Raw genomic sequence first — 19,461 nt, forward strand, 5'->3', positions numbered from 1 at the left:
GTCCTGCTGAGCAACCGGAAGGGGGTAGCGCCTCTAGAACTGGGGATCTTTGGCGGCCTCGTTGCCGTGGAGGACCTTGACTTGGGCGTCGGACATGGCACCCTGGCGGACCGATACGTCGTCGACGGCGCCGATCCAGGGGTCCCTGAGCTGGTCGTGCCACAGCGTGCGGCCGACAAGCAGCGGTCCCGACGAGGCCATCGGGACGAACCCGAGGGCCTGCGTGCCCACGCGTGCGCCATTGACGTAGAGGCGCAGCTGGTTACGCTGCGAGTCGTAGACACAGGTCAGGTGGGTCCAGACATCGGGCTCTGGGGGTAAGACCGAGCTGACGCTCGCGGTGGTGGAGCCGTTGACATCCTCGTCGGTGACGGCACACACCCACTTGCCGGAGGCGGTGGCCTTGATCCAGGCTCCGCTCTCGTGCACGCCGCGCTGTGACAGCACGGTGTTCTCGCCTTCGAACCGTTCGGGTGCGACCCAGGCGGACATGGTGAAGGACTGGTCGGTCCGCAGCACCTGCCTGTCCTGCCAGATGGTGGTCTGGTTGCCGTCCTCGTCCGGCGTGGTCAGTCCGGTCTTGGCGGCCGAGCGCCCCCATTCCTGGGTTGCCTGCCACGGTTCCGGGTTCTCCTCAGGGAAGAAGAGGCCGTCCAGATGCAGCCCCTTGTCTCGGTTGCCGGCCCCGATCTCGGCGCCGCGGGTCAGTGCCAGCCAGCGACCGAACGCCGTCCCGTCGCCGACGTCGCAGGTGTTGGCCAGGTCCTGGAGGTAGCAGGGTCGGGCGAGCTCGAATTCCCACCGTCCAACTTGGATCGGCGCCAGGAAGCCTGGCTCGTCGACGCCGCCGGAGCCGGGCTCCGACGCGAGCTGACCGGTGAAGTCCTGGCCCACGAGTGCCCGGTCGAAGACCTGGACGTCGGCGATCTCGCCCTTGAAGTAGGAGTCGTTGATGCCGTAAAAGCGGCTGCGGCCGACCGCGACGACACCGTTGGCTATGTAACCGCCGCCACGGCTGGCGAGCCACGCGCTGGATGGAGTTACCGAGGAGACCAGCGCGCCGTTGACGTAGAGCTTGATCTTCTGGTCGAGCTCGTCCCAGACACCCGCGAGATGGGTCCACTGGCGCAGAGCTGTGGGACCGGTCGACGCGGCCTCGACGAAGGTTCCGCCGTCCTTGTCCGCGACCCGCATTCGGTAGCGGTCCGACCAGCAGTCGTACTGGAGCATGAAGGCGCTGGCGGCGTTCCCGTCGGCGGAGACTGCGGAGAGGTTGATGCAGCCGGCGTACGGGTCCACGCGCACCCACGCGGCCACGCTGAAGGAGGCCGAGGTGTTCACTGCCGGACCTGACGTGGTCGCCTGCGAGGATGTGCCGTTGAATCTGGCCGTCTGCCCGCCGACGAGGCGGATTCCGTCCGCCCAGGTCACGTTGCTCGCGGCAAGGGGAGTGTTGTAGCTCAGCGATGGTTGCCTGTCTTCCAACGCCTGAGTCTGGGTCTGCCCCGGGTATGTCTCCAGGCCCCAGTGGGCGACCGGTGGGGATGCGCGAGCGACCGTGATCTCTCTGGTACCGAGGTTGCCGAGGTTGCCCGTCGCGTCGACGGAGCGGACCCACAGGACGTTCTGCCCGTACCTCGGCACCGTCAATGTGACCGCGGCGGTCTTGGTGGTGGTGCCGGTCGCGGTGACCTCCGTGGTGGGAGGGCTGGACCACCCGTAACGGAACTTGACCACGTCGGGGGTCGTCGTTGTGAAAGTGAAGGTAATCGGTGCGCCGGGTCCGGGTATCGCGCCGGGGGCGATCGTCGGGGCGGGCGGCACCGTGGTGTCGACGGCGAACTGACACCAGAGCGACCAACCGCTCCATTGCGAGTACGGCGCCGGGTCCACGGCGGTCACCCGGTAGGCGTAGGTCTTGTTCTTGACCACCGTCACCGCCGTGGTCGTCGCCCGCGCGTTCGCGGTGGCCGGCGCGTTGGCGGGTCCAGGCAGGCGCGCTGGATAGGTGTCCGTGACGGTGCCGATGCCGCCGGCCGGAACTTCGATCCACTCGTATGTGCCGGTCAGGGTCTGCCCGGAATCGGCGTCGGGATAGACCGCGGAGAACGTCGGGGTCAGCGTGCCGGTGGTCAGCACGCCCGAGGTCGGGCAATTCACTTGGGCGACTTGCAGGCCGGTGGGCTTGGCTGGTTTCGAGTCGTAGTCGACGACGAGCTTCGCGTCGGCTGGGAAGAACTTCTTCCACCGGTCCTGGGCGGTCTCCCACTCCCCGTTCTCGTTGCAGGCGCAGAACCCGACGGTGATGGTTGGCCAGCTTCCGTTCGCGGCCGTCTGCACCTGGCCGGTCACCGTGGAGCCGCTGAAATTCATGATCATGTCGGGCTGCGGGGAGTCCGAGCAGCCCGAGCCTTCGTTGGCGTGTCCCTCGGCGGAGTCGAGCCAAGACTTGAGCCTCATTGACGACCAGGACGCCTTCATGGTGGCGTTGATGACCGGTGTCAGGAACATGTGCGCCCAGGTGTTGCCACAGGACCACGAGTGGTCGAGCTTCATCTGCACGTACGCCGACTCGATGTGCTTGCCGCTTAGCGACACCGAGCCGTTCGACGTCGGAAATTCGAAGAACGAGCGGAACCGCACGCCGGCGCAGGGGCCGTCGGGGCTCAGGCCGACCCGGGCCACCGAGTAGTCAGTGTTGGTGCAGTTGTTGTTGGTCGCGTACGCCCATTTCGTCTTTGACACCGACCAGGCGGGGTCGACGAAGACCGGGTAGGTGACGCCTGCGCCCTGTAGCAGCGAGGCGTCCGGGATGATTTCCAGCGCGCCCCCGGCGGCGACGCGGGTCGCCACCGCCGAGGTACGCGCACCGTCACCCGCGGCGAACGCCGTCGAGTCGGCCACGCCGTCGGTGCGGCCGGCTGCCAGGTCGCCGCCGGTTGGCCGCGACGAGTCCCACATCACCGCCGGCTCCGCCTCGGCCACCACCAGGGCGCCCGCCACGGCCATCAGCGATCCGTCCGCCACCTGCTGGACCTTCGCATCGCCGCCGACGGCGAGCGACAACGTCCGTACGCGAGGATCGGCGGCCGCCGTCGCCGTCTTGACCACCAGGACGTGGGTGAACCCGGTGTGCGTCGCGCGGACCACCAGGTCGACGTCTGGCAGGACGCTCCGGTAGGTCGCGGAGTCTCCCGAGACGGTCGGGGCTGGGAGTTGGCCCGGCCAGGTCAGGCGCAGTGTCTTGCCGCCCCTAGTCAACGACACCAGCGGTGTGTCACCGCCCGCGGAGAACGCGACGTCGGCCACCGAGGCCGTCGGGCGCAGCAGCCGGTCGGCGCCTGCGCGCAGGTTCAGATCGACCGAAGCCCAGGATCCGTCGGAGCGCCGGGTGCGTTGCGGCACGACCGCCGACTCGAAGGTCAGCCGACCGTCCGGCTGTGCGACCACCTGTGCGTACTCGGACTGCGATCCGCCAACCACCACCGACCGAGCGCAGGCGGCGGCGGTCGCCAAGGCGTCCTTCTCCGACTTCGCCACATCCGTACACGCCAGGGCCGCCGCGGCCAACGGGGACGAGATGACCGCCGGCACGAAGACGACGCCGGCCGCTATCGCCACCGCCACCGCCACCGATGCCCGCGACCACCGCTTGAAGAAACTGTCCACCACGCCGTCCTCCCGCACTCCGAGCAGTGCCATGCGGGCAGGCTGCTACCGGCCCGTAGCCCTCGGCAAGATCCAGATGAGAGGTTGGCGACAACTCGCCACGTGCCCGTGGCGCTGGCCGTGGTTCCGGGAACCCCAGGTCGCCTGGCGGCTACGGCCCCAGGGACTCGACGACCGGCCGATGACCGTCGGTCAAGCACCGCCAGGTCGCGACCCGCTCAGCCGACCGCCACGCGGCCCAGCCGTCGGAACGTTTCCCGTGGCGGCACGCCCGCGGTGCCACGGCCAGCGGCTCGTCCAACGCCGCGACCTTCTCCAGCCACTCCCACGTCGGCCACCACTGAGGGCAGCAGACATAGCCGCCCGTCCTTATCGTGGCGGGATGACGTGAACGCTGCACGAGCACGAGGACGACATCGTCGCCGCTTACAACGCCGGGCAGCCCGTGGAGAAGATCGCCGCGAGGTTCGAGCTCGGCGCGGCGCGGGTGGAACTCATCGTCGACCGGTGGCTGCCGCCCACGGCACTCCAAGTCCCCGGCACGGGAGTCCTGGTCGCCACCGGCATCAGGTTCCTCGCGGCATTCCTCATCGTGCTCGGGATCGTCGCCGCCATGGTGTCCCTCCCGATCCTGACGTCGCTGGCACCGCCGCGCGGTCGGTGGTAACGGATCACCACGCGGCCCGCAGCTAGAGCGGGCCAGACCCGCGACCTCGCGTACGAGCCGGGACTTCCCTACCCCTGCCTCTCCAATGACAAGGAACGTGCTGCCGCGGCCGGCGTCGCCCGCTCGGTCCAGCGTGCGGAGGAGTTGGAACTCCTCTTCGCGCCCCACTAGCAGCAGACAGAGCATCTGCCGCATTCCGCGATTACCCGGCCGCCTCGCTGCCCAGCCATCCATCGCACCCGATTGTTATCTGGTCCTGTACCACTCGAAGAGGATGAAGCTGGTGGCGTTGCGGATCGACACCTCCAGCCGCTGACTCGAAGGCGGGGTGAGGCCGAGAGTGAACTGCGCGGTCGCCACGGTCTGCACTGGCGCGGTTGCGCTCACGCGGTATCACGCGGCTTCCCGCCCCCTCATACGAGGGACAGTGCCGCCCCAGGCGTCGGTTGGCCTCCGACCCGCGAGGCAACACGCTTACGCGAATGGGCTCCCCGTTGCACTCGACGACGGTCAGGTCCTGGGCCGACCAGCTCACGTTGCTCCGACTCGTCGCTACGCGTGCGGCTGCCGGCGCGACGGTGCGCCAATCATCAACCGCTGTCCTCACCATCTGGGCTCGCCGCTGCGTGGCAGCCGGCGACCTGAGGCTGCCGCGCCCTTTCGTCCGTTGGGCGCCGCATGTACGCCCGGGTAGCCGCGATGAGGACCACGGCACCTACGAAGAAGTAGGCGTTGATCGCGATGCCGGCCCAGAACTCGCCGACAGAAATGTCCTGACTGCCCATGAACCCGCCGCGGCGCACGCCAGTGAGCATCACCGCGTTCTCGACCAAGCCGGGTACGCCGCGCACCACCAATAGGACAGTACCGATCCAGAGCGACGTCGAGATGACCCACCGGGGGACAGCCGCTCCCCACGGCCGCACGCTAGCCAGTGAAACGAGCGCACCGGCCGCCGCAACAGCGATGAGCACAACGTTGAAGGCGACGTACGCCGAGTAGCTCCACGGTCCACCGCCGGTCGGGTCCTCGCCGGGGTACACGACCGCCGCGACGTGCGAGAAGACGAAGGTCCCCAACCACGTCACCGCGGCGTACCCGGCTCGGCCGGACTTCCTCATTCCATCCATGACCTGCAGCCAACCGTGTCGGCGGCCGGTCGGCCTCCCTCCCACGCGCCAGCACACTCCCCCGCGTGGGGGACCGGATTCACCCCTGGCCGGGAGGGCTTGGCACGCACGTGCGCCAGATGCTGGTGCACGTCGGAACGAAGGGACGCATCATGACCACCGCAGGACTCGAGCTGTCACCGTCACTGCTCGGTGACGGACGCCGGCCGGGAGAGCCGGCACCACCGGCCGGCCCACCGCCGGCGGCAACGAACCGCTGTGTTGACCTCAGCGGCGGAGACACCCGCTGCCCGGGTGGCTGACGCCGCCAACTCGATGTCGGTCATGGCCTTCGCCGGCTCTGCTCTATTTGAGGTACGACGCGAGCACAGACATGACCTCGCCGCTGCGATCGACTCCGACATCGTGCCCCGATGAGTCATGCCGAGTGGGCCCACTGTTCGGTCAGTCGGAGAACGCTCGCAGGTGCAGTGGAGAGGCCACTGCGTCGGCGAACCATGGGTAGAAGTCGTTGCTCGGGTCGATGTCCGCCCGCACGACGTCGCACCAGTCTGGCTGGTCGAGGACCGACAGATAGCGCCGCACGATGTGGTCGCGCTCTTCGGCGGTGCATCCGCTTCGATGAGGGGCCTTGTCGGCAAGGTGGTGGGCGATGAAGGCAGCGGTGGTGTATCTGGCCGCGGTCGGCGCCTGTGCGGCGAGGTGAGTCGCGTGCGCGGTCAGGACGATGGGGGCCGGCGGGTAGTGCTCGAGGGTCATACCCACGCCGCCGCAGTCCCCCATGATTTTCAGCAGCCGGCCGGCGTGATCCCACAGGTCGTCGTCGGCCTCACTGCTCAGCACCGCCTCGTGCAGGTGGGCCGCGGTCGCCAGCTGTCCGGCGAAGTAGCCGTTGAGGAAGTCGCCGTCGCACGCGTGGCGGAGCAACCATTCGCGGGCTGGGCCGTCGACGCCGCGTTGGCACAGTTGCTCGACGACGTACACCCGGCCCCAGCCCGCCACTCGTTGTGCCAGCCACAGCAGGGCTTCGGTGCCTGATACGCGACGCGAGAGGGCTTCGGTCGCTAACGGCCCGAACTGTTTCGACAGCAGGCCGATGGTCTGGATCAGCGGGATGTCTTCGTCGGTCCAGTCTGTGGCGAGCAGCGCCAGCCCGACGGTTGCCGAACACCGGTCGGTGGCGTGGCGCACGAGCCACCGGCCGGTCCGGCGTACCCGCTGGCGGTCCGCCCGCAACGCCGCCGCCGCGATGTGATCGTTGCGGTGGATCGGCACGTAGAGGTCGTGGAACGCGTCGGCGAGCTCGCTCGGCGGGGCATCGGTTCTGGCGAAGTGCTCGTCGAGGACGGCGGTGACGTCCGCGCCGTCGAGCCGGCGGTCACTGTGGCCCTTTAATCGCCGACCACTGTGGAGCGCGTCGTCCGGGTACGGCTCCCCGTCACGGGTAAGGACACCGTCCGGGTTGTCGCGGTGCAGCCGCAGGGCGTGGTCGAACAGAGTGGTCCGAGGTTCGAGCCCTTCAGGCTCGGTGGTCGCGCTCACCGGCGAACGGTGGTCTCAATTCTTTCGTTCATGGTTCAAGATAGTAACGCCATCGTGCGGGTCCGCTCAGATTGCGCCGGTCAGCTGCAGTGACTTCATCACAACCAGACCGAGCAGCAGTACGGTCATGGCGGTGTTCGTGGCCACATGCGTGGCCACCCGCCGCTGCTGCGGTGCGTAGGCCAGACCCGCGGCGACCGCACCGCCGACCAGTAGCCCTCCGAGGTGGCCCTCCCATGACGTGAAGCCGGCGGAGAGCATCGTCTACCCGCCGGTCCTCGATCGGTTCGACAGCCTCGGCATCGGAGCCCGATACGCCTGAAGGCTCGCGCAAGGAGCCGGTCATGGACCGACAACCAACACATCTGCTTTCATCTATGTGACGTGTGTCGTGTCCCCGCCGGAACACCCCTGTCCGGCCACGGCCACAGGTCAGGAGACACGATGGTCCGCACCCTCAGGGCCGCGATCGCCATGGCAGCCACCACCGTGGCCACCCTCACGATCACCCTCACCGCGAGCCCCGCCGCCGCCACCCCACCGAGCATCCCCTCGTACAGCACCGCGTTGAGCCGGCTCAACGCGCTGACCGTCGCCGCCGAGTCCCACCACTCCACGTACAACCGTGACCTGTTCCCGCACTGGATCACCATCACCGGCGCCTGCAACACCCGAGAGCAGGTCCTCAAACGTGATGGCACCGGCGTCGTGGTCAACAGCAGCTGCGCCGCCACCTCCGGCAACTGGTACAGCCCCTACGACGGGGCCACCTGGACCGCGGCGTCCGACGTCGACATCGACCACATGGTCCCCCTCGCCGAGGCCTGGTCATCCGGCGCCTGGTCCTGGACCACCGCACGCCGCCAGACCTACGCCAACGACCTCGGCGGCCCCGAGCTCTGGGCGGTCACCGACAACGTCAACCAGTCCAAGAGCGACCAGGACCCCTCGACCTGGCAACCGTCACTGTCCTCGTTCCGCTGCACCTACGCCCGCGCCTGGATCCAGGTCAAGTGGTACTACAGCCTGACCGTCGACAGCGCCGAAAAGACAGCTCTCAACGGCATGCTCTCCACCTGCTGACCGACACCCCTCCTTGCCCGCCCGTTTCCGGGCGGCCCACACATCCGGCCTCCGCGACGCAGCCCGTTGCCCGCGGCGGATGCGCAGGTCTGCCTGTTGGAGTTCGTGGGCAGTTGCATGGGACCACGGGCCGCTGTGTGAGCAGGAGACCCCGTGCGGTCCCGTTCCAGACGTGGGGACGGGACCGCACCGTGTCAGCTCAGGGATTCGAGCGTAGGACGCCCAGCCGCTGGGCAGCCCGGCGGCGACGCTCGCCGCCCCCTGTACGAGGCGTCAGCCGGTCCTCGTCGGGCGCGCTAGTTCGCAGGCGTGAAGTACTCGCCGAGCTGGGTCGCACCGTTGACCATCTTCCAGGCGTAGCCGTTGACGTCGTTCTGCATAGTCGTGCCCGGGTCCCAGGCGACGTACACATTGATGGTGTTCGTGCCCGCGGGGGCCGTGACGTCGAGGCTTGTCGTGACCGGGGGTACACCGCAGGCGACCTGGCGGGACGCGTCCACGCCGTCGGGCAGTTTGTAGAACCCAGGTGAGACGTCGAGTCGGATGGTGCCGGTGCCGGTGCCCCGGCAGGTGACCTCGTAACGGTAGGTGCCGGCACGCTCGACGACATTCGCCGAGTCGACGGGTGAGTGCGCCGAGGCGGCCGAACCGACGAGCCAAGCTTTGCGAGGCAGGAGATCTTTCGTGAACGGGGGGTCGTTCGGATCTGGCGTCGTGGGGGTCGCCGGTGCGGTGGCGCCCGATGTCGCCGCGTTCGGTGGTGCCACCGGAGTTCGCGCCAGCGGATTGGCGATGACGACAGCGCCGACGGTGAGACCGACGATCGAGACCGCTGCGCCGAGCGTGGTCGCTCGACGACGGTGCCGTAGTGAGCGCCGGGCCGCGGCCGAGCCACGGGGGTGGAGCTCATCCAGCATGGATAGCCGCAGTTCGTCGAATGCGGCGTGGACCTGCTCCTCTGTGAGGTCTTGGTCGCGAGACATCTCAGGCATGGTGTACCTCCGAGTCGAGGCGGTCGGCCAGCGCCATCCGACCGCGATGGAGCCATGAGCGGACTGTGCCTTCCGGGACGTCCTCCCGCAGCGCGATCTCAGCCACGGGAAGATCAACGAGATAGCGCAGGACCATCGCGCGGCGGACCCTGTGTGGCAGGGTCGCGAGCGCCGCAACGATGGCCAGGCGTTGAGAATCCGGCGGATCCACCACCGGCTCGGCCCGTTGCGAACGCAGGTAGGCACGTGCGGTCCGCAACCGGCGCCAGCGGCTCGCGGCGAGGTTGAACGCGACACGACGTACCCACGCGGCTGGATCGTCGTAGGAGTCGACGCGCCGCCAGCGGGCCAGAGCCCGGACGAACGCCTCCTGGACAAAGTCTTCCGCTTCCTCGCGGTCACCGTAGGCGGCGAAAACCTGCACCACGATCTCGGCGTAGTGCGCTGCGTAGAAGTCGTCGAAGTCATGCATCGGCCACTACACGCCTGGACTCTCCGAAACGTTGCGCATAAACCAAACGAAGCCCGTGCACCGAAGACCACAGCCTGATCTGGATCCTCGGCCTCGCGAACTCGCCGGCGGCCGTCCGCGACCGCGACATCGTCCTGCGCGGACGATCAGGCGGTCCTGTACCAGCTGTCGAGGCTAGCCGCGTAGCGTTCGGCGTCGTAGTCCTCCTCCAGCCACACGACGTAGTCCAGGATCCGCCGAGCTTCATCCGTGCCCAACGCGGCCAGGAATTCCTTCGTCCGGGCCACCCCGGCGCCCAACAGCATCTGCCCATCGATGGCGCCGGTCGCGTCCATGCTGGTCGCGCGGGCACGATCGATCAAGAGCACGTCCTCGACGACGCCCGCGTGCCAGAGCTGGGCGGCGCAGATCCGCATCAGGTCCGTATTGCCGTAAACAGTTCCCGTTCCGGCGTAGGCGCTTGCCTCGTGCCGGGCTTCTCGAGTGAGGATCTCGCGAACTCTGGGAAGCAGGTCGGCAGCGACGCGCAAGCCGTGGGCGGCAAGGTACTCGTCGGCGTCTCGCTCGAACCTGTCAAACATCTGCGACTCCACGTGCCCTTTGTAGCAGCGCGTAGTGCACGCCAGGCCAAATGCCCGCACCGGGACGAACGGCGGCGGAGCTGGTCGCCGGTGCTCCGCCGGCGCCGACGACGGGCACCAGTCCGTGCGCTAGATGACGGGAAGTTCGCCGCCGTCGACGACCAGGGTCGTTCCGGTTACCCATTGGGCCCGGTCCGAGACGAGGTAGGAGACGGCCTCGGCGATGTCGCGTGGGTCTCCGGGCCGGCCCAGTGGGATGCCCGCCGTGACGTCGGCGAGCGAGGCGCCCATCGCGTCGGCGCCCGGGGTAAGCACGTTGCCAGGAATGGTCGTGGCGACGCGGATCCCGGCCGGCGCGAGCTCAGCGGCGAGCGCCTTGCCGTAGGTGTTGAGCGCGGCCTTGGCGGCGCCGTTGAGCGCGGCCGCGGCGAACGCCTGCACGCCCGTGTGCGTGCTGATGTCGCCCTGGATGAACGTGGCAGCCTTCGGCGTCTCGTCGGTGGCGTTGCGGGCCGTGACGCTTCCACCCGGCGTCCTGCGCGACCTCGCTGCCGCCAGCGACCACCTGGCCCGGATCGCCGATCTCGCCTGCGATCCGGGCCAGGGGTCGCATCACTTACGTGCGGGACACGAGCCTGAACTGCTGGTTCGATTGTCCGTTGCAGTTGTACAGCTGGATCTGTGCTCCGTTGGCCGTGCTCCAGACGTCAAGGCATCGCCCGGACTGGACGCCGGAGATGGAGCCGTTGGAGTTGAGGTTCCATTGCTGGTTGGTCCCGCTGTGGCAGCTGTAGATCTGGATCCCCGCACCATTGCCGGAGCCGGCGGCATCCAGACACATGCTGCCGTACACCTGAAGCTGTTTGTTCGAGGTGTACGTCCACGTCTGGTTGGACTGCCTGTTGCAGTCGTAGAGCTGCACCCGGGTGCCGTTGCTCTGGGAGGCATTGGGCACGTCGACGCACCGACCCGACTGAGAGCCGACGATCTCGGAGCCCGATCCTGGGTTGGAGGTGGGTGACGAGGTCGGGTTGGCGGTGGGGCTGCTTGTGGGGCTGCTTGTGGGCGAGGGGCCGGCGCTGTTCAACGCGTCCAGAGTGGACGTGTACGCGGCCTTCTTGTTGCCGTTGCAGTCGAAGAGCAGCGGAGTGCCGCTGGAGCGCCACGAGTCGCAGTCCCGCACACCCCACACCGTGATGCCGTTGCAGCGGGAAACGGCAAGGCAGTCGTTGACCACGTTGCGGTACGTGTTGGCCTGCGTGCTGCCGGATCCCTCGATGTCGAGCTCGGTGATCTGCACGTCCACGCCGAGGGCGGCGAAGCTGGACAGCGTCGTGCGGTAGTTGCTGTTGTAGGGCGAGTTGGCGTTGAAGTGCGACTGGAACCCGACGCAGTCGATCGGCACACCACGCGACTTGAAGTCGCGCACCATGTTGTAGACGGCCTGGGTCTTGGCCCAGGTCCAGTTGTCGGTGTTGTAGTCGTTGTAGCAGAGCTTGGCGTTCGGGTCCGCCGAGTCCGCGGCGCGGAACGCGGCCTCGATCCAGTCATTGCCGGTGCGCTGCAGGTTGGAGTTGCGGCGGGCGCCGCTGTTGCCGTCGTCGAACGCCTCGTTGACCACGTCCCACGCGAGGATCTTGCCGCGGTAGTACGTGGCGACGCGGGTTACGTGGTTGAGCATCGCGGAGCGCAGTGAGCTGCCCTCCATGCCCTGCATCCACCCCGGCTGCTGCGAGTGCCAGGCCAGCGTGTGGCCGCGGACCTTCCAACCCCGGTTGAGGGCGTGGTTGACGATCCGGTCGGCGTTGCCGAACGTGAAGTTGTTCTGCTGTGGCTCGGTGGCGTCGATCTTCATCTCGTTCTCGGCCGTAACGACGTTGAACTCGCGGTTCAGGATCGTCGTGTACGCACCGTCGCTGAGCCGACCGCCGGCGACGGCGGCACCGAAGTACCGGCCGGACTGAGCTGCGGCCGCGCCGAGGGTGGGCTCGGCAGCTTGGGCCAGATTAGGCATCAGCGAGACGAGCAGGGCCGCAACTATCGCAGCACTTCCGGACAAGGTGAGGGCCCGGAGTCGACCTCGGGCGAGTCTGGGGCGAGTTCGGGAGATCATGGTGATCCTCCAACATGGATACGAAGTCGACGTGGCGGTTTTAGGCAGGACACATCGCCTGGACGTGCGTTGCTACGTGGTTGTGCGCGCCGACGGCGGGCACCGGGGCGACCGGTGTGCGTCGACTCTGCTACCTACTCAACGGCGTTACATGTGATCGTTAACATCCATGGACGTCATTAGGTTTCCAGAAAGTTGCGGCCATTTCAAGCAGTGATTTCGGAATATCGCCGATAGTTTCGGAGACCGCGCTGCCCTGGAGAAGATCGCGGTGGTGTCGTTGCCCGATATCCTGTTGCGGTGAGGCTGGGATTGGTGTTCTTCGGTGTTGACGGGACGTTGGTCCCACACACCAGCAGCGGACAGCACCTGGCGGAGCTGCTGGGCCACGCCAAAGTCGTGCAGGAGGCGGAGGCCGGCCACGCCGCAGGAATCCTGACAACGAGCAGGTCTGCGTGCTCGACGCCCGCGGCTGGGCGTCGCGAAGTCCTGCGGAGGTGCGTGGGTTCCTGGAGACGCTGCCGCTGGTAGAGGGCATCGCTGAGACCGTCGACTGGTGCCGTCGGCGCCGGCTGGTGCCCATCCTGGCCGCGACGTGCTACCGCTTCTCGATCGTTGGCTGGAGAACATGCCGTAGTCAGCGCCCGCTAGCGGCACACGTGAATCTTGGACAGTTACCGCTCGCACTGCGGTAACTGTCCAAAATCTCGACACGAATCAGGCCGTGCAGGCGACGCCGTTGAGGGTGAAGCTGGTCGGCTTCGGGTTGCTTCCGGTGTGGGCGCCGTTGAAGCCGATGCCGGTCGACGCCCCCGGTGCCAGCGCACCGTTGTAGGACAGGCTCGTGGCGGTGACCGCCGCGCCGGTCTGGGTGAACGTGGCCGACCAGCCCTGGCTGACCTTCTGCCCGGAGTGCGGGAAGGTGAAGCCGAGGCTCCAGCCGTTGATCGCGGTCGTCCCGGTGTTGGTGATCGTGATGTTCGCGGTGAACCCGCTGCCCCAGTCGTTTGTCGCGTACGCCACCCTGCAGGCACCGGCGGCGGGCGGCGCCGACGTGGTCACGGTGACCGACGCGGACGCCGGGGAGATGTTGCCGGCCGCGTCGACGGCCACCACGTAGAAGGTGTACGCGGCGGCCGCGGTCAGCCCGGTCACCGCGAGCGTGGTGCCGGTGGGCGAGCCGACGAGCAGGTCCGTCGCGCCGTTCTCCCGGTAGACCCGGTAGCCGGTGACGCCAACGTTGTCGGTCGACGCCGCCCAGCTCAGGGTCACCCCGCCCGTGGTGATAGTGGACGCGGTCGGCTGGCCGGGCGCCGTCGGCGCGACGGCGTCCGGCGCGGGCGGGTCGGTGGTGGTGACGGAGAGCGGTGCGGACGCGGCGGAGCGGTTGCCCGCGGCGTCCTTGGCCACCACGTAGAACGCGTAGGAGGTGGAGGCGGTCAGCCCGGTCACCGCGAACGTGGCGGCGGTGGGCGAGCCGACGAGGACGTCGGTGGCGCCGGCCTCGCGGTAGACGTCGTACCCGGTGACGCCCACGCTGTCGGTCGACGCCGCCCAGCTCAGGGTCACGCCGCTCGGGGTGACCGCCGACGCGGTCGGCCGGCCGGGCGCCGTCGGCGCGGTGGTGTCCGGGGTGGGCGCGCCGGGCTCGACGCCCCAGACCCGCCGACCACCGGCGTAGAGCGGCACGTTGCGGTTGGGCCCGGCGACGGTGCTGTACGACGGGTCGTTGGTCGGGTCCCAGGTGCCACCCTCCGGTACGCCGACCTTGAACTGCACCTCCATCCGGTGCTGCGACTGCCCTGCCGGGGCGATGGTGTGCCCGGTGCAGTCGACCTCGACGTACCAGAGGTCGCCAGAGACCTGGCGGGCCGTGGACGGCGACGGGCACCCCTGGGTGTAGCCGGGGGTGACCACGACGGGCGTCGCGCCCTCGGCGCGGAAGTAGTAGCGGAACTTCGCGTCGGTCAGGGCGCGGGCCGGGTACGCGGAGCGGTTGTAGATGATGGCCTTGAGCCCGGTGCCCCGCAGCTCGGCCTGCATCACCGTGGTCTCCACGGTCAACTCGTCGCGGTCCGGGGTCTCGGCAACCGGGAAGTTCGCCAGCGGGGTGCCGCCGTGCTTGGTCAGCAGCGCGGCGAGCGCGGAGGTGAAGCCGGCGTTGTAGTCGGTGGCGACCTCGTTCATCACGTAGTCCGACCGGGTGTCGCTGTACGCGTCGTTGGCCGACGAGGGCCCACCCACCAGCGCGCCGTAGAGCACATGCCGGGTCTCCTCGGGCACGGTCTGGCTGTCCCACCAGGAGCCGTGCGCGGTGCGGTGGTGCGGGTTCTTCGGCGAGTTGGCGCCGAACCCGATCACGTAGCTGGAGTTGCGCGGGTTGTCGCCGAGCGCGTAGTTGATCTGCCGCAGCGCGAAGTCCTGGTACCGGGCCTTGCGGGTGGCGTCGGTGAGGTGGTCACCGTGCAGCAGGGCGACGAAGCTGGTGTTCGACGCGTAGCGCAGCGCGCCCCACGAGTCGAGCACCGCCATGCCGCCCGGTGAGTACGGCACCCGTTGCCCGTTCACGCCGACGGTCCAGTAGTCGAGCCACCGGTTGGCGTCGTCCAGGTACTTCTGCTTGCCAGTCAGGCGGGCCAGCAGCACGTACGCGCCGTACTGTTTGTTGTCCCAGGCGATCGTCCACTTGTAGGACTTGGTGGTGGTCTGGTTCTCGTTGCCGAGCAGGTCGTACTCGCTCTCGGCCTTGGCGAGGTAGCTGGCGTCGCCGGTGGCCCGGTACAGCCAGATCGCACCCCAGACCAGCTCGTCCTGGTAGCCGCTCCACGACCGGTAGAAGTTGGTCGCATCGGTGATGCACTCGTGGTAGCTCTTCCGCACCGTGTCGGCGAACGTGTAGAGCTGCTTCGCGTGACCGAGCAGCTTGTCCGCGTAGGCGGCGTCGGTGGGTCGGAAGACCATGGACGACGCGGCCATCGCCGCCGCCGTCTCACCGGCCAGGTCCGCGCCGCCACAGCTCGCATCGATCTTGTACGAGGGACGCGCCATCGGCATCACCTCGGCCGGACCCCACCATTTGTGGTCGGCGTCGCCGTTGCCGATCTGTCCGTAGAGGACGTTCGGTGACGGGTGCGCCTTGACGAAGTAGTCGTTGACGAAGCGCAGGTTGTTGAGCAGGTGCGGGAGCTGCCCGGAGGCCACGTAGCCGTCCCGGTACTCGACCGCGCCCCAGGCGAGCATGGTGGCGCTGAACGCCATCGGGAAGCCGAACTTGACGTGGTCGCCGGCGTCGAACCAGCCACCGGTCAGGTCGAGCCCGACGTCGGCGCCGTCGGTCAACGCGGAGTCCCCGCGCCAGGAGACGCGGTTCCAGGAGGGCTTGGGGCCGGACTGCTGGGCCTCGTAGAAGAGGAGGGACTTCTGCAATGCCTCGGCGTAGTTGAAGGCGGGCGCGGCGGCCTGCACGCCGGTCGTGGCGGAGACGGCCGCGGACGCGGGACCGGGGACGGCGCCGAGGGTAAGCCCGGTGACCAGGGCCGCACCGGCGGCGAGGACACGGCGTGGCCACGGCTGGTCGGACCGCGCCCGCCGCAGGCGTCTGACGTGGTGCATGACGGTTACTCCTGTCGGAGGTGGGGGCAGGTCCAGGAGCCGGGAGCGCTCCCATGGATAGACGACAATGTAACGGGGACGTCATCAGTTTGTGAAGGGCGGTCACTCTCATCGACAGAAGCGGATGCGGCAGTCCACTGACAAAAATGTCACCCGTCCGTTGTAGCGTGCGGCCATGACCGAACAGATCACCGACGAACAGAGCACTGACGGCCGGGGCGACTTCGACTTCTTCTTCGGCCGGTGGCATGGCGCGGTCCGCAAACTCGCCGACGTCAGCGACCGCGACTGCACCGAGTGGGTCGAGTTCGAGGCGAGCTGCGATTGCGCCCCGATCCTGGATGGACTGGGCAACTTCGAGACCGCGATCATGCGTCCCGGCGGCGAGGCTGTTGCGGGAGCGACCCTGCGCCTGTTCGACCCGACAAGCCGGACGTGGCGGATCTGGTGGATGTCGACGCGGCTGCCGGGAGTCCTTGACACGCCGGTCGAGGGGCGCTTCGAGGGCGACCGTGGCGTCTTCGAAGGCCCGGATGAGTTCCATGGCAAGCCGATCCTCGTGCGCTACGAGTGGGACCTGCTCGGCGCGGACAAGGTCCGGTGGGCGCAGCGATTCTCCTGGGACGACGGCGCCACCTGGGATGATCTAAATTGGACCACCATCTGGACCAGGCTCCCTTGACCCCAGACCGCTGCGCTGTGAGAAGAATGCCATCGTCGAGGCATTGACCGAAGAAGTCCAGTCGCGGGTCAACAACGCCGGCAACTTCACCGCCGGATTCTTCGAGGCAGGGTCTGCCAGGGAGACGCCCACCTGCTCATGGCGGCACGCTGGGACCGCACCCGCCCCAACCACCTCACCAGGACGGGCCAGCCGCCCGAGAGCCCTCCGCCCGATACGCTGGCATAAGCAGCATTCGCCCGGCTCGGGAGGAAGACCGTGCCCAGGTCACCGCGATCCTCTCACGACGCCTACGTGCGGGTCCGTGGCGCGCGGGTGCACAACCTGCGCGACGTCGACGTCGACATCCCGCGGGACGGGCTCGTCGCGTTCACCGGCATCTCCGGCTCGGGCAAGTCCTCACTCGCATTCGCCACCATCTACGCCGAGGCCCAGCGGCGCTACTTCGAGTCGATCGCGCCCTACGTCCGCCGCCTGCTCAACCAGATTCCGGCGCCGCAGGTCAAGGAGATCACCGGGTTGCCGCCGGCGGTCGCGTTGCAGCAACGGCGCGGCGCCGGTGGCGCCCGCTCGACGGTGGGCACGCTGACGACCCTGTCCAACCTGCTGCGCTTGCTGATGTCGCGGGCCGGCACCTACCCGCGCGGCACGACGGATCGGCTCGACTCCGACGCCTTCTCCCCCAACACCGCGGTCGGCGCCTGCCCGACCTGTCACGGGCTCGGCCGTACCCACGTCGTCTCGGAAAGGTTGATGGTCCCCGACCCGAATCTGAGCATCCGCGACGGCGCGGTCGCCGCGTGGCCCGGGGCGTGGCAGGGGGTCAACCTGCGCGACATCCTCGTGGCGCTCGGCTACGACGTCGACCGGCCGTGGCGCCGGCTGCCCAAGCGTGACCGTGACTGGATCCTCTACACCGAGGAACAGCCTGTCGTGGAGGTGCATCCGCAGCGCGAGCGCGGCGAAGGAATCTACAACGGACGGTTTTGGAGCGCCGCTTCGCACGTGATGCACACGCTGACCAATTCGAAGAGTCCGAAGATGCGCGAGCGGGCGCTGCGCTTCGTCGAGGTGGGACCATGCCCGACGTGCGACGGCACGGGACTCAAACCCGAGGCGCTGGCGGTGACGTTCGCCGGGCACCACATCAGCGAGCTGTCGGCGCTGCCGCTGGCGGAGCTCGCCGAGGTGCTGCGCCCGACCGCTGCGCTGACCGATCCCGAGCCCGCGTGGGAGTCGTCGTTGTCCGGCGAGCGCAGCGAGGTCGCGGTGACGCTCGCCGCCGACCTCCGCGACCGGATCGCGGTGCTCGTCGACCTCGGGCTCGGCTATCTCCAGCTCAACCGGCCGGCCCCGACGCTGTCGCCGGGCGAGGCGCAGCGGCTGCGGATCGCCACCCAGCTGCGCTCCGGGCTCTTCGGCGTCGTCTACGTGCTCGACGAGCCGTCGGCCAGCCTGCACCCGGCTGACGCCGAGCCCCTCATGCGGGTGCTCGATCGCCTGCGCGCCGCCGGCAACTCCATCTTCGTCGTGGAGCACGACATGGATGTGGTACGCCGTGCCGACTGGATCGTCGACGTCGGACCCGGCGCGGGCGAGGGCGGCGGGCACATCGTCTACAGTGGACCGGTTGCCGGCCTGCGCGACGTCGAAGGCTCGGCGACCCGCCCCTACCTTTTCCCCGCGCGCCGTCGGGCGCCGCGGCGGCTGCCCCGCGAGCCGGCCGGCTGGCTGCGGCTGCGCGGGATCGACCGGCACAACCTGCGCAACCTCGACGTCGACCTGCCGCTGGGCGTGCTGACCGCCGTCACCGGGGTGTCCGGATCCGGCAAGTCGACGCTGATGACCCAGGTCGTCGCCGGGATCGTGCGCGACCACCTCGGCCTGCCGGCCCCGGCCGAGCCCGACGACGAGGAGCCAGGCGGTCCCGGTCCGGCACCCGCGCCCGACGTGGCGACCACCGCCGCCGACGTCCACGGGCTGGACGCCTTCGACCGCCTGGTGAGCGTCGACCAGAAGCCGATCGGCCGCACCCCGCGCTCCAACCTCGCCACCTACACGGGGCTGTTCGACGCCGTACGCAAGGTGTTCGCGAACACCGACGGGGCACGGGAACGCGGCTACGACCCGGGACGGTTCTCGTTCAACGTGGCGTCCGGCCGGTGCCCGACCTGCCAGGGCGAGGGCTTCGTGACCGTGGAGCTGATCTTCCTGCCAGGCACCTACGCGCCCTGCCCGACCTGCCACGGCGCCCGCTACAACGCGCAGACACTGGAAATCACCTACCGGGGCGCGACGATCGCCGACGTGCTCGGGATGACCGTGGACACCGCCGCGACGTTCCTCGCCGACGTCCCGGCGGCCGCCCGGAGCCTGCGTACGCTCCTGGACGTCGGGCTGGGCTACCTACGCCTGGGCCAGCCGGCCACCGAACTGTCCGGCGGCGAGGCGCAGCGGATCAAGCTCGCCACCGAGCTCCAGCGCGCCCACCGTGGACACACGCTCTACCTGCTCGACGAGCCCACCACCGGACTGCACCCCGCCGACGTCGAGCTGTTGACCCGCCAGCTCCAAGGCCTCGTTGACGCCGGCAACTCCGTCATGCTGGTGGAGCACGAGATGAACGTCGTCGCCGCCGCCGACTGGGTCGTCGACCTAGGCCCCGGCGGCGGGGACGCGGGTGGACGAATCGTCGCCGCCGGCCCGCCCGACGAGGTCGCCTCCGGCGACAGCGACACCGCGCGCTACCTGGCCCGGGTGCTCGGAGTTCCGTCCCGGCGGCGCGCGGGCGCATGACGGAGTCGACGTAGACCAGTCGCTGCGACCTGCCGCGCCAGGACAGCGCGTTAGGTACGCCCACCGTTACTAATACAGCCAACGCGAAGCTGACGCGGTCGAATGGGCGGCTGAGGTGCGCG

Annotated in this window: 14 protein-coding genes and 1 pseudogene; 4 read left to right on the forward strand and 11 right to left on the reverse strand. The window is 68.7% G+C overall.

Features of this window, described 5'->3' with window-relative positions; genetic code table 11:
* Positions 1 to 33: 33 nt before the first annotated feature.
* Positions 34 to 3,702: a LamG domain-containing protein gene (locus BLV39_RS29310; protein WP_239083414.1), complete on the reverse strand. Its 3,669-nt coding sequence runs from the start codon at positions 3,700 to 3,702 to the stop codon at positions 34 to 36.
* Positions 3,703 to 4,114: 412 nt separating this feature from the next.
* Here BLV39_RS29310 and BLV39_RS44395 point away from each other — a divergent pair, with 412 nt between their 5' ends.
* Positions 4,115 to 4,336 carry a hypothetical protein gene (locus BLV39_RS44395; RefSeq protein ID WP_239083413.1) on the forward strand — a complete coding sequence of 74 codons (222 nt, stop codon included), beginning with the start codon at positions 4,115 to 4,117 and terminating at the stop codon, positions 4,334 to 4,336.
* Between the two features lie 36 nt (positions 4,337 to 4,372).
* Here BLV39_RS44395 and BLV39_RS45160 read toward each other — a convergent pair.
* The 4 genes and pseudogenes from BLV39_RS45160 to BLV39_RS43745 all read right to left on the reverse strand — a co-directional run.
* Positions 4,373 to 4,570: pseudogene (locus BLV39_RS45160) on the reverse strand (ATP-binding protein); the annotation flags it as partial.
* Between the two features lie 356 nt (positions 4,571 to 4,926).
* Entirely contained in the window at positions 4,927 to 5,466 is a 540-nt protein-coding gene (locus BLV39_RS29320; RefSeq protein ID WP_143049923.1) for a DUF3995 domain-containing protein, read from the reverse strand.
* Positions 5,467 to 5,910: 444 nt separating this feature from the next.
* Positions 5,911 to 7,008 carry a hypothetical protein gene (locus BLV39_RS29325; protein WP_090799881.1) on the reverse strand — a complete coding sequence of 366 codons (1,098 nt, stop codon included), beginning with the start codon at positions 7,006 to 7,008 and terminating at the stop codon, positions 5,911 to 5,913.
* A 66-nt stretch (positions 7,009 to 7,074) separates the two neighbouring features.
* A complete protein-coding gene (locus BLV39_RS43745) occupies positions 7,075 to 7,269 on the reverse strand; it encodes a hypothetical protein (protein ID WP_090799882.1) in 195 nt (64 codons plus the stop codon).
* A 183-nt stretch (positions 7,270 to 7,452) separates the two neighbouring features.
* Here BLV39_RS43745 and BLV39_RS29335 point away from each other — a divergent pair, with 183 nt between their 5' ends.
* The gene (locus BLV39_RS29335) at positions 7,453 to 8,091 is read left to right on the forward strand and encodes an HNH endonuclease family protein (RefSeq protein WP_090799883.1); all 639 of its coding nucleotides are present in this window, start codon (positions 7,453 to 7,455) and stop codon (positions 8,089 to 8,091) included.
* Positions 8,092 to 8,387: 296 nt separating this feature from the next.
* On the opposite strand, the gene BLV39_RS29340 is transcribed toward BLV39_RS29335, so the two are convergent.
* From BLV39_RS29340 to BLV39_RS29365, 6 genes are all read right to left on the reverse strand, one after another.
* On the reverse strand, positions 8,388 to 9,074 hold the full coding sequence (locus BLV39_RS29340; protein ID WP_090799884.1) for a hypothetical protein: 687 nt from the start codon (positions 9,072 to 9,074) through the stop codon (positions 8,388 to 8,390).
* A gap of 1 nt (position 9,075) precedes the next feature.
* The gene (locus BLV39_RS29345; protein WP_090799885.1) at positions 9,076 to 9,555 is read right to left on the reverse strand and encodes a sigma-70 family RNA polymerase sigma factor; all 480 of its coding nucleotides are present in this window, start codon (positions 9,553 to 9,555) and stop codon (positions 9,076 to 9,078) included.
* Positions 9,556 to 9,701: 146 nt separating this feature from the next.
* Positions 9,702 to 10,148 (reverse strand): hypothetical protein, encoded by a 447-nt coding sequence (locus BLV39_RS29350; RefSeq protein ID WP_090799886.1) that lies wholly within the window; start codon positions 10,146 to 10,148, stop codon positions 9,702 to 9,704.
* Positions 10,149 to 10,265: 117 nt separating this feature from the next.
* Entirely contained in the window at positions 10,266 to 10,712 is a 447-nt protein-coding gene (locus tag BLV39_RS29355) for an SDR family oxidoreductase (protein WP_090799887.1), read from the reverse strand.
* 40 nt (positions 10,713 to 10,752) lie between these two features.
* Entirely contained in the window at positions 10,753 to 12,249 is a 1,497-nt protein-coding gene (locus BLV39_RS29360; protein WP_090799888.1) for an endo-1,4-beta-xylanase, read from the reverse strand.
* 717 nt (positions 12,250 to 12,966) lie between these two features.
* Positions 12,967 to 15,861, reverse strand: a complete 2,895-nt coding sequence (locus BLV39_RS29365) for a glycoside hydrolase family 9 protein (protein ID WP_090799889.1) — start codon at positions 15,859 to 15,861, stop codon at positions 12,967 to 12,969.
* 175 nt (positions 15,862 to 16,036) lie between these two features.
* On the opposite strand from BLV39_RS29365, the gene BLV39_RS29370 reads away from it, so the two are divergent.
* Both BLV39_RS29370 and uvrA read left to right on the forward strand, forming a co-directional pair.
* Positions 16,037 to 16,543, forward strand: coding sequence for a hypothetical protein (locus BLV39_RS29370; protein ID WP_090799890.1), 507 nt, complete (start codon positions 16,037 to 16,039; stop codon positions 16,541 to 16,543).
* A 294-nt stretch (positions 16,544 to 16,837) separates the two neighbouring features.
* Positions 16,838 to 19,339, forward strand: a complete 2,502-nt coding sequence (uvrA, locus tag BLV39_RS29375; RefSeq protein WP_204082572.1) for an excinuclease ABC subunit UvrA — start codon at positions 16,838 to 16,840, stop codon at positions 19,337 to 19,339.
* Positions 19,340 to 19,461: the final 122 nt, after the last annotated feature.

Origin of the sequence: Asanoa ishikariensis (genome assembly GCF_900107455.1) — a bacterium.
In the GTDB taxonomy this organism is placed as follows: Bacteria; Actinomycetota; Actinomycetes; order Mycobacteriales; family Micromonosporaceae; genus Asanoa; species Asanoa ishikariensis.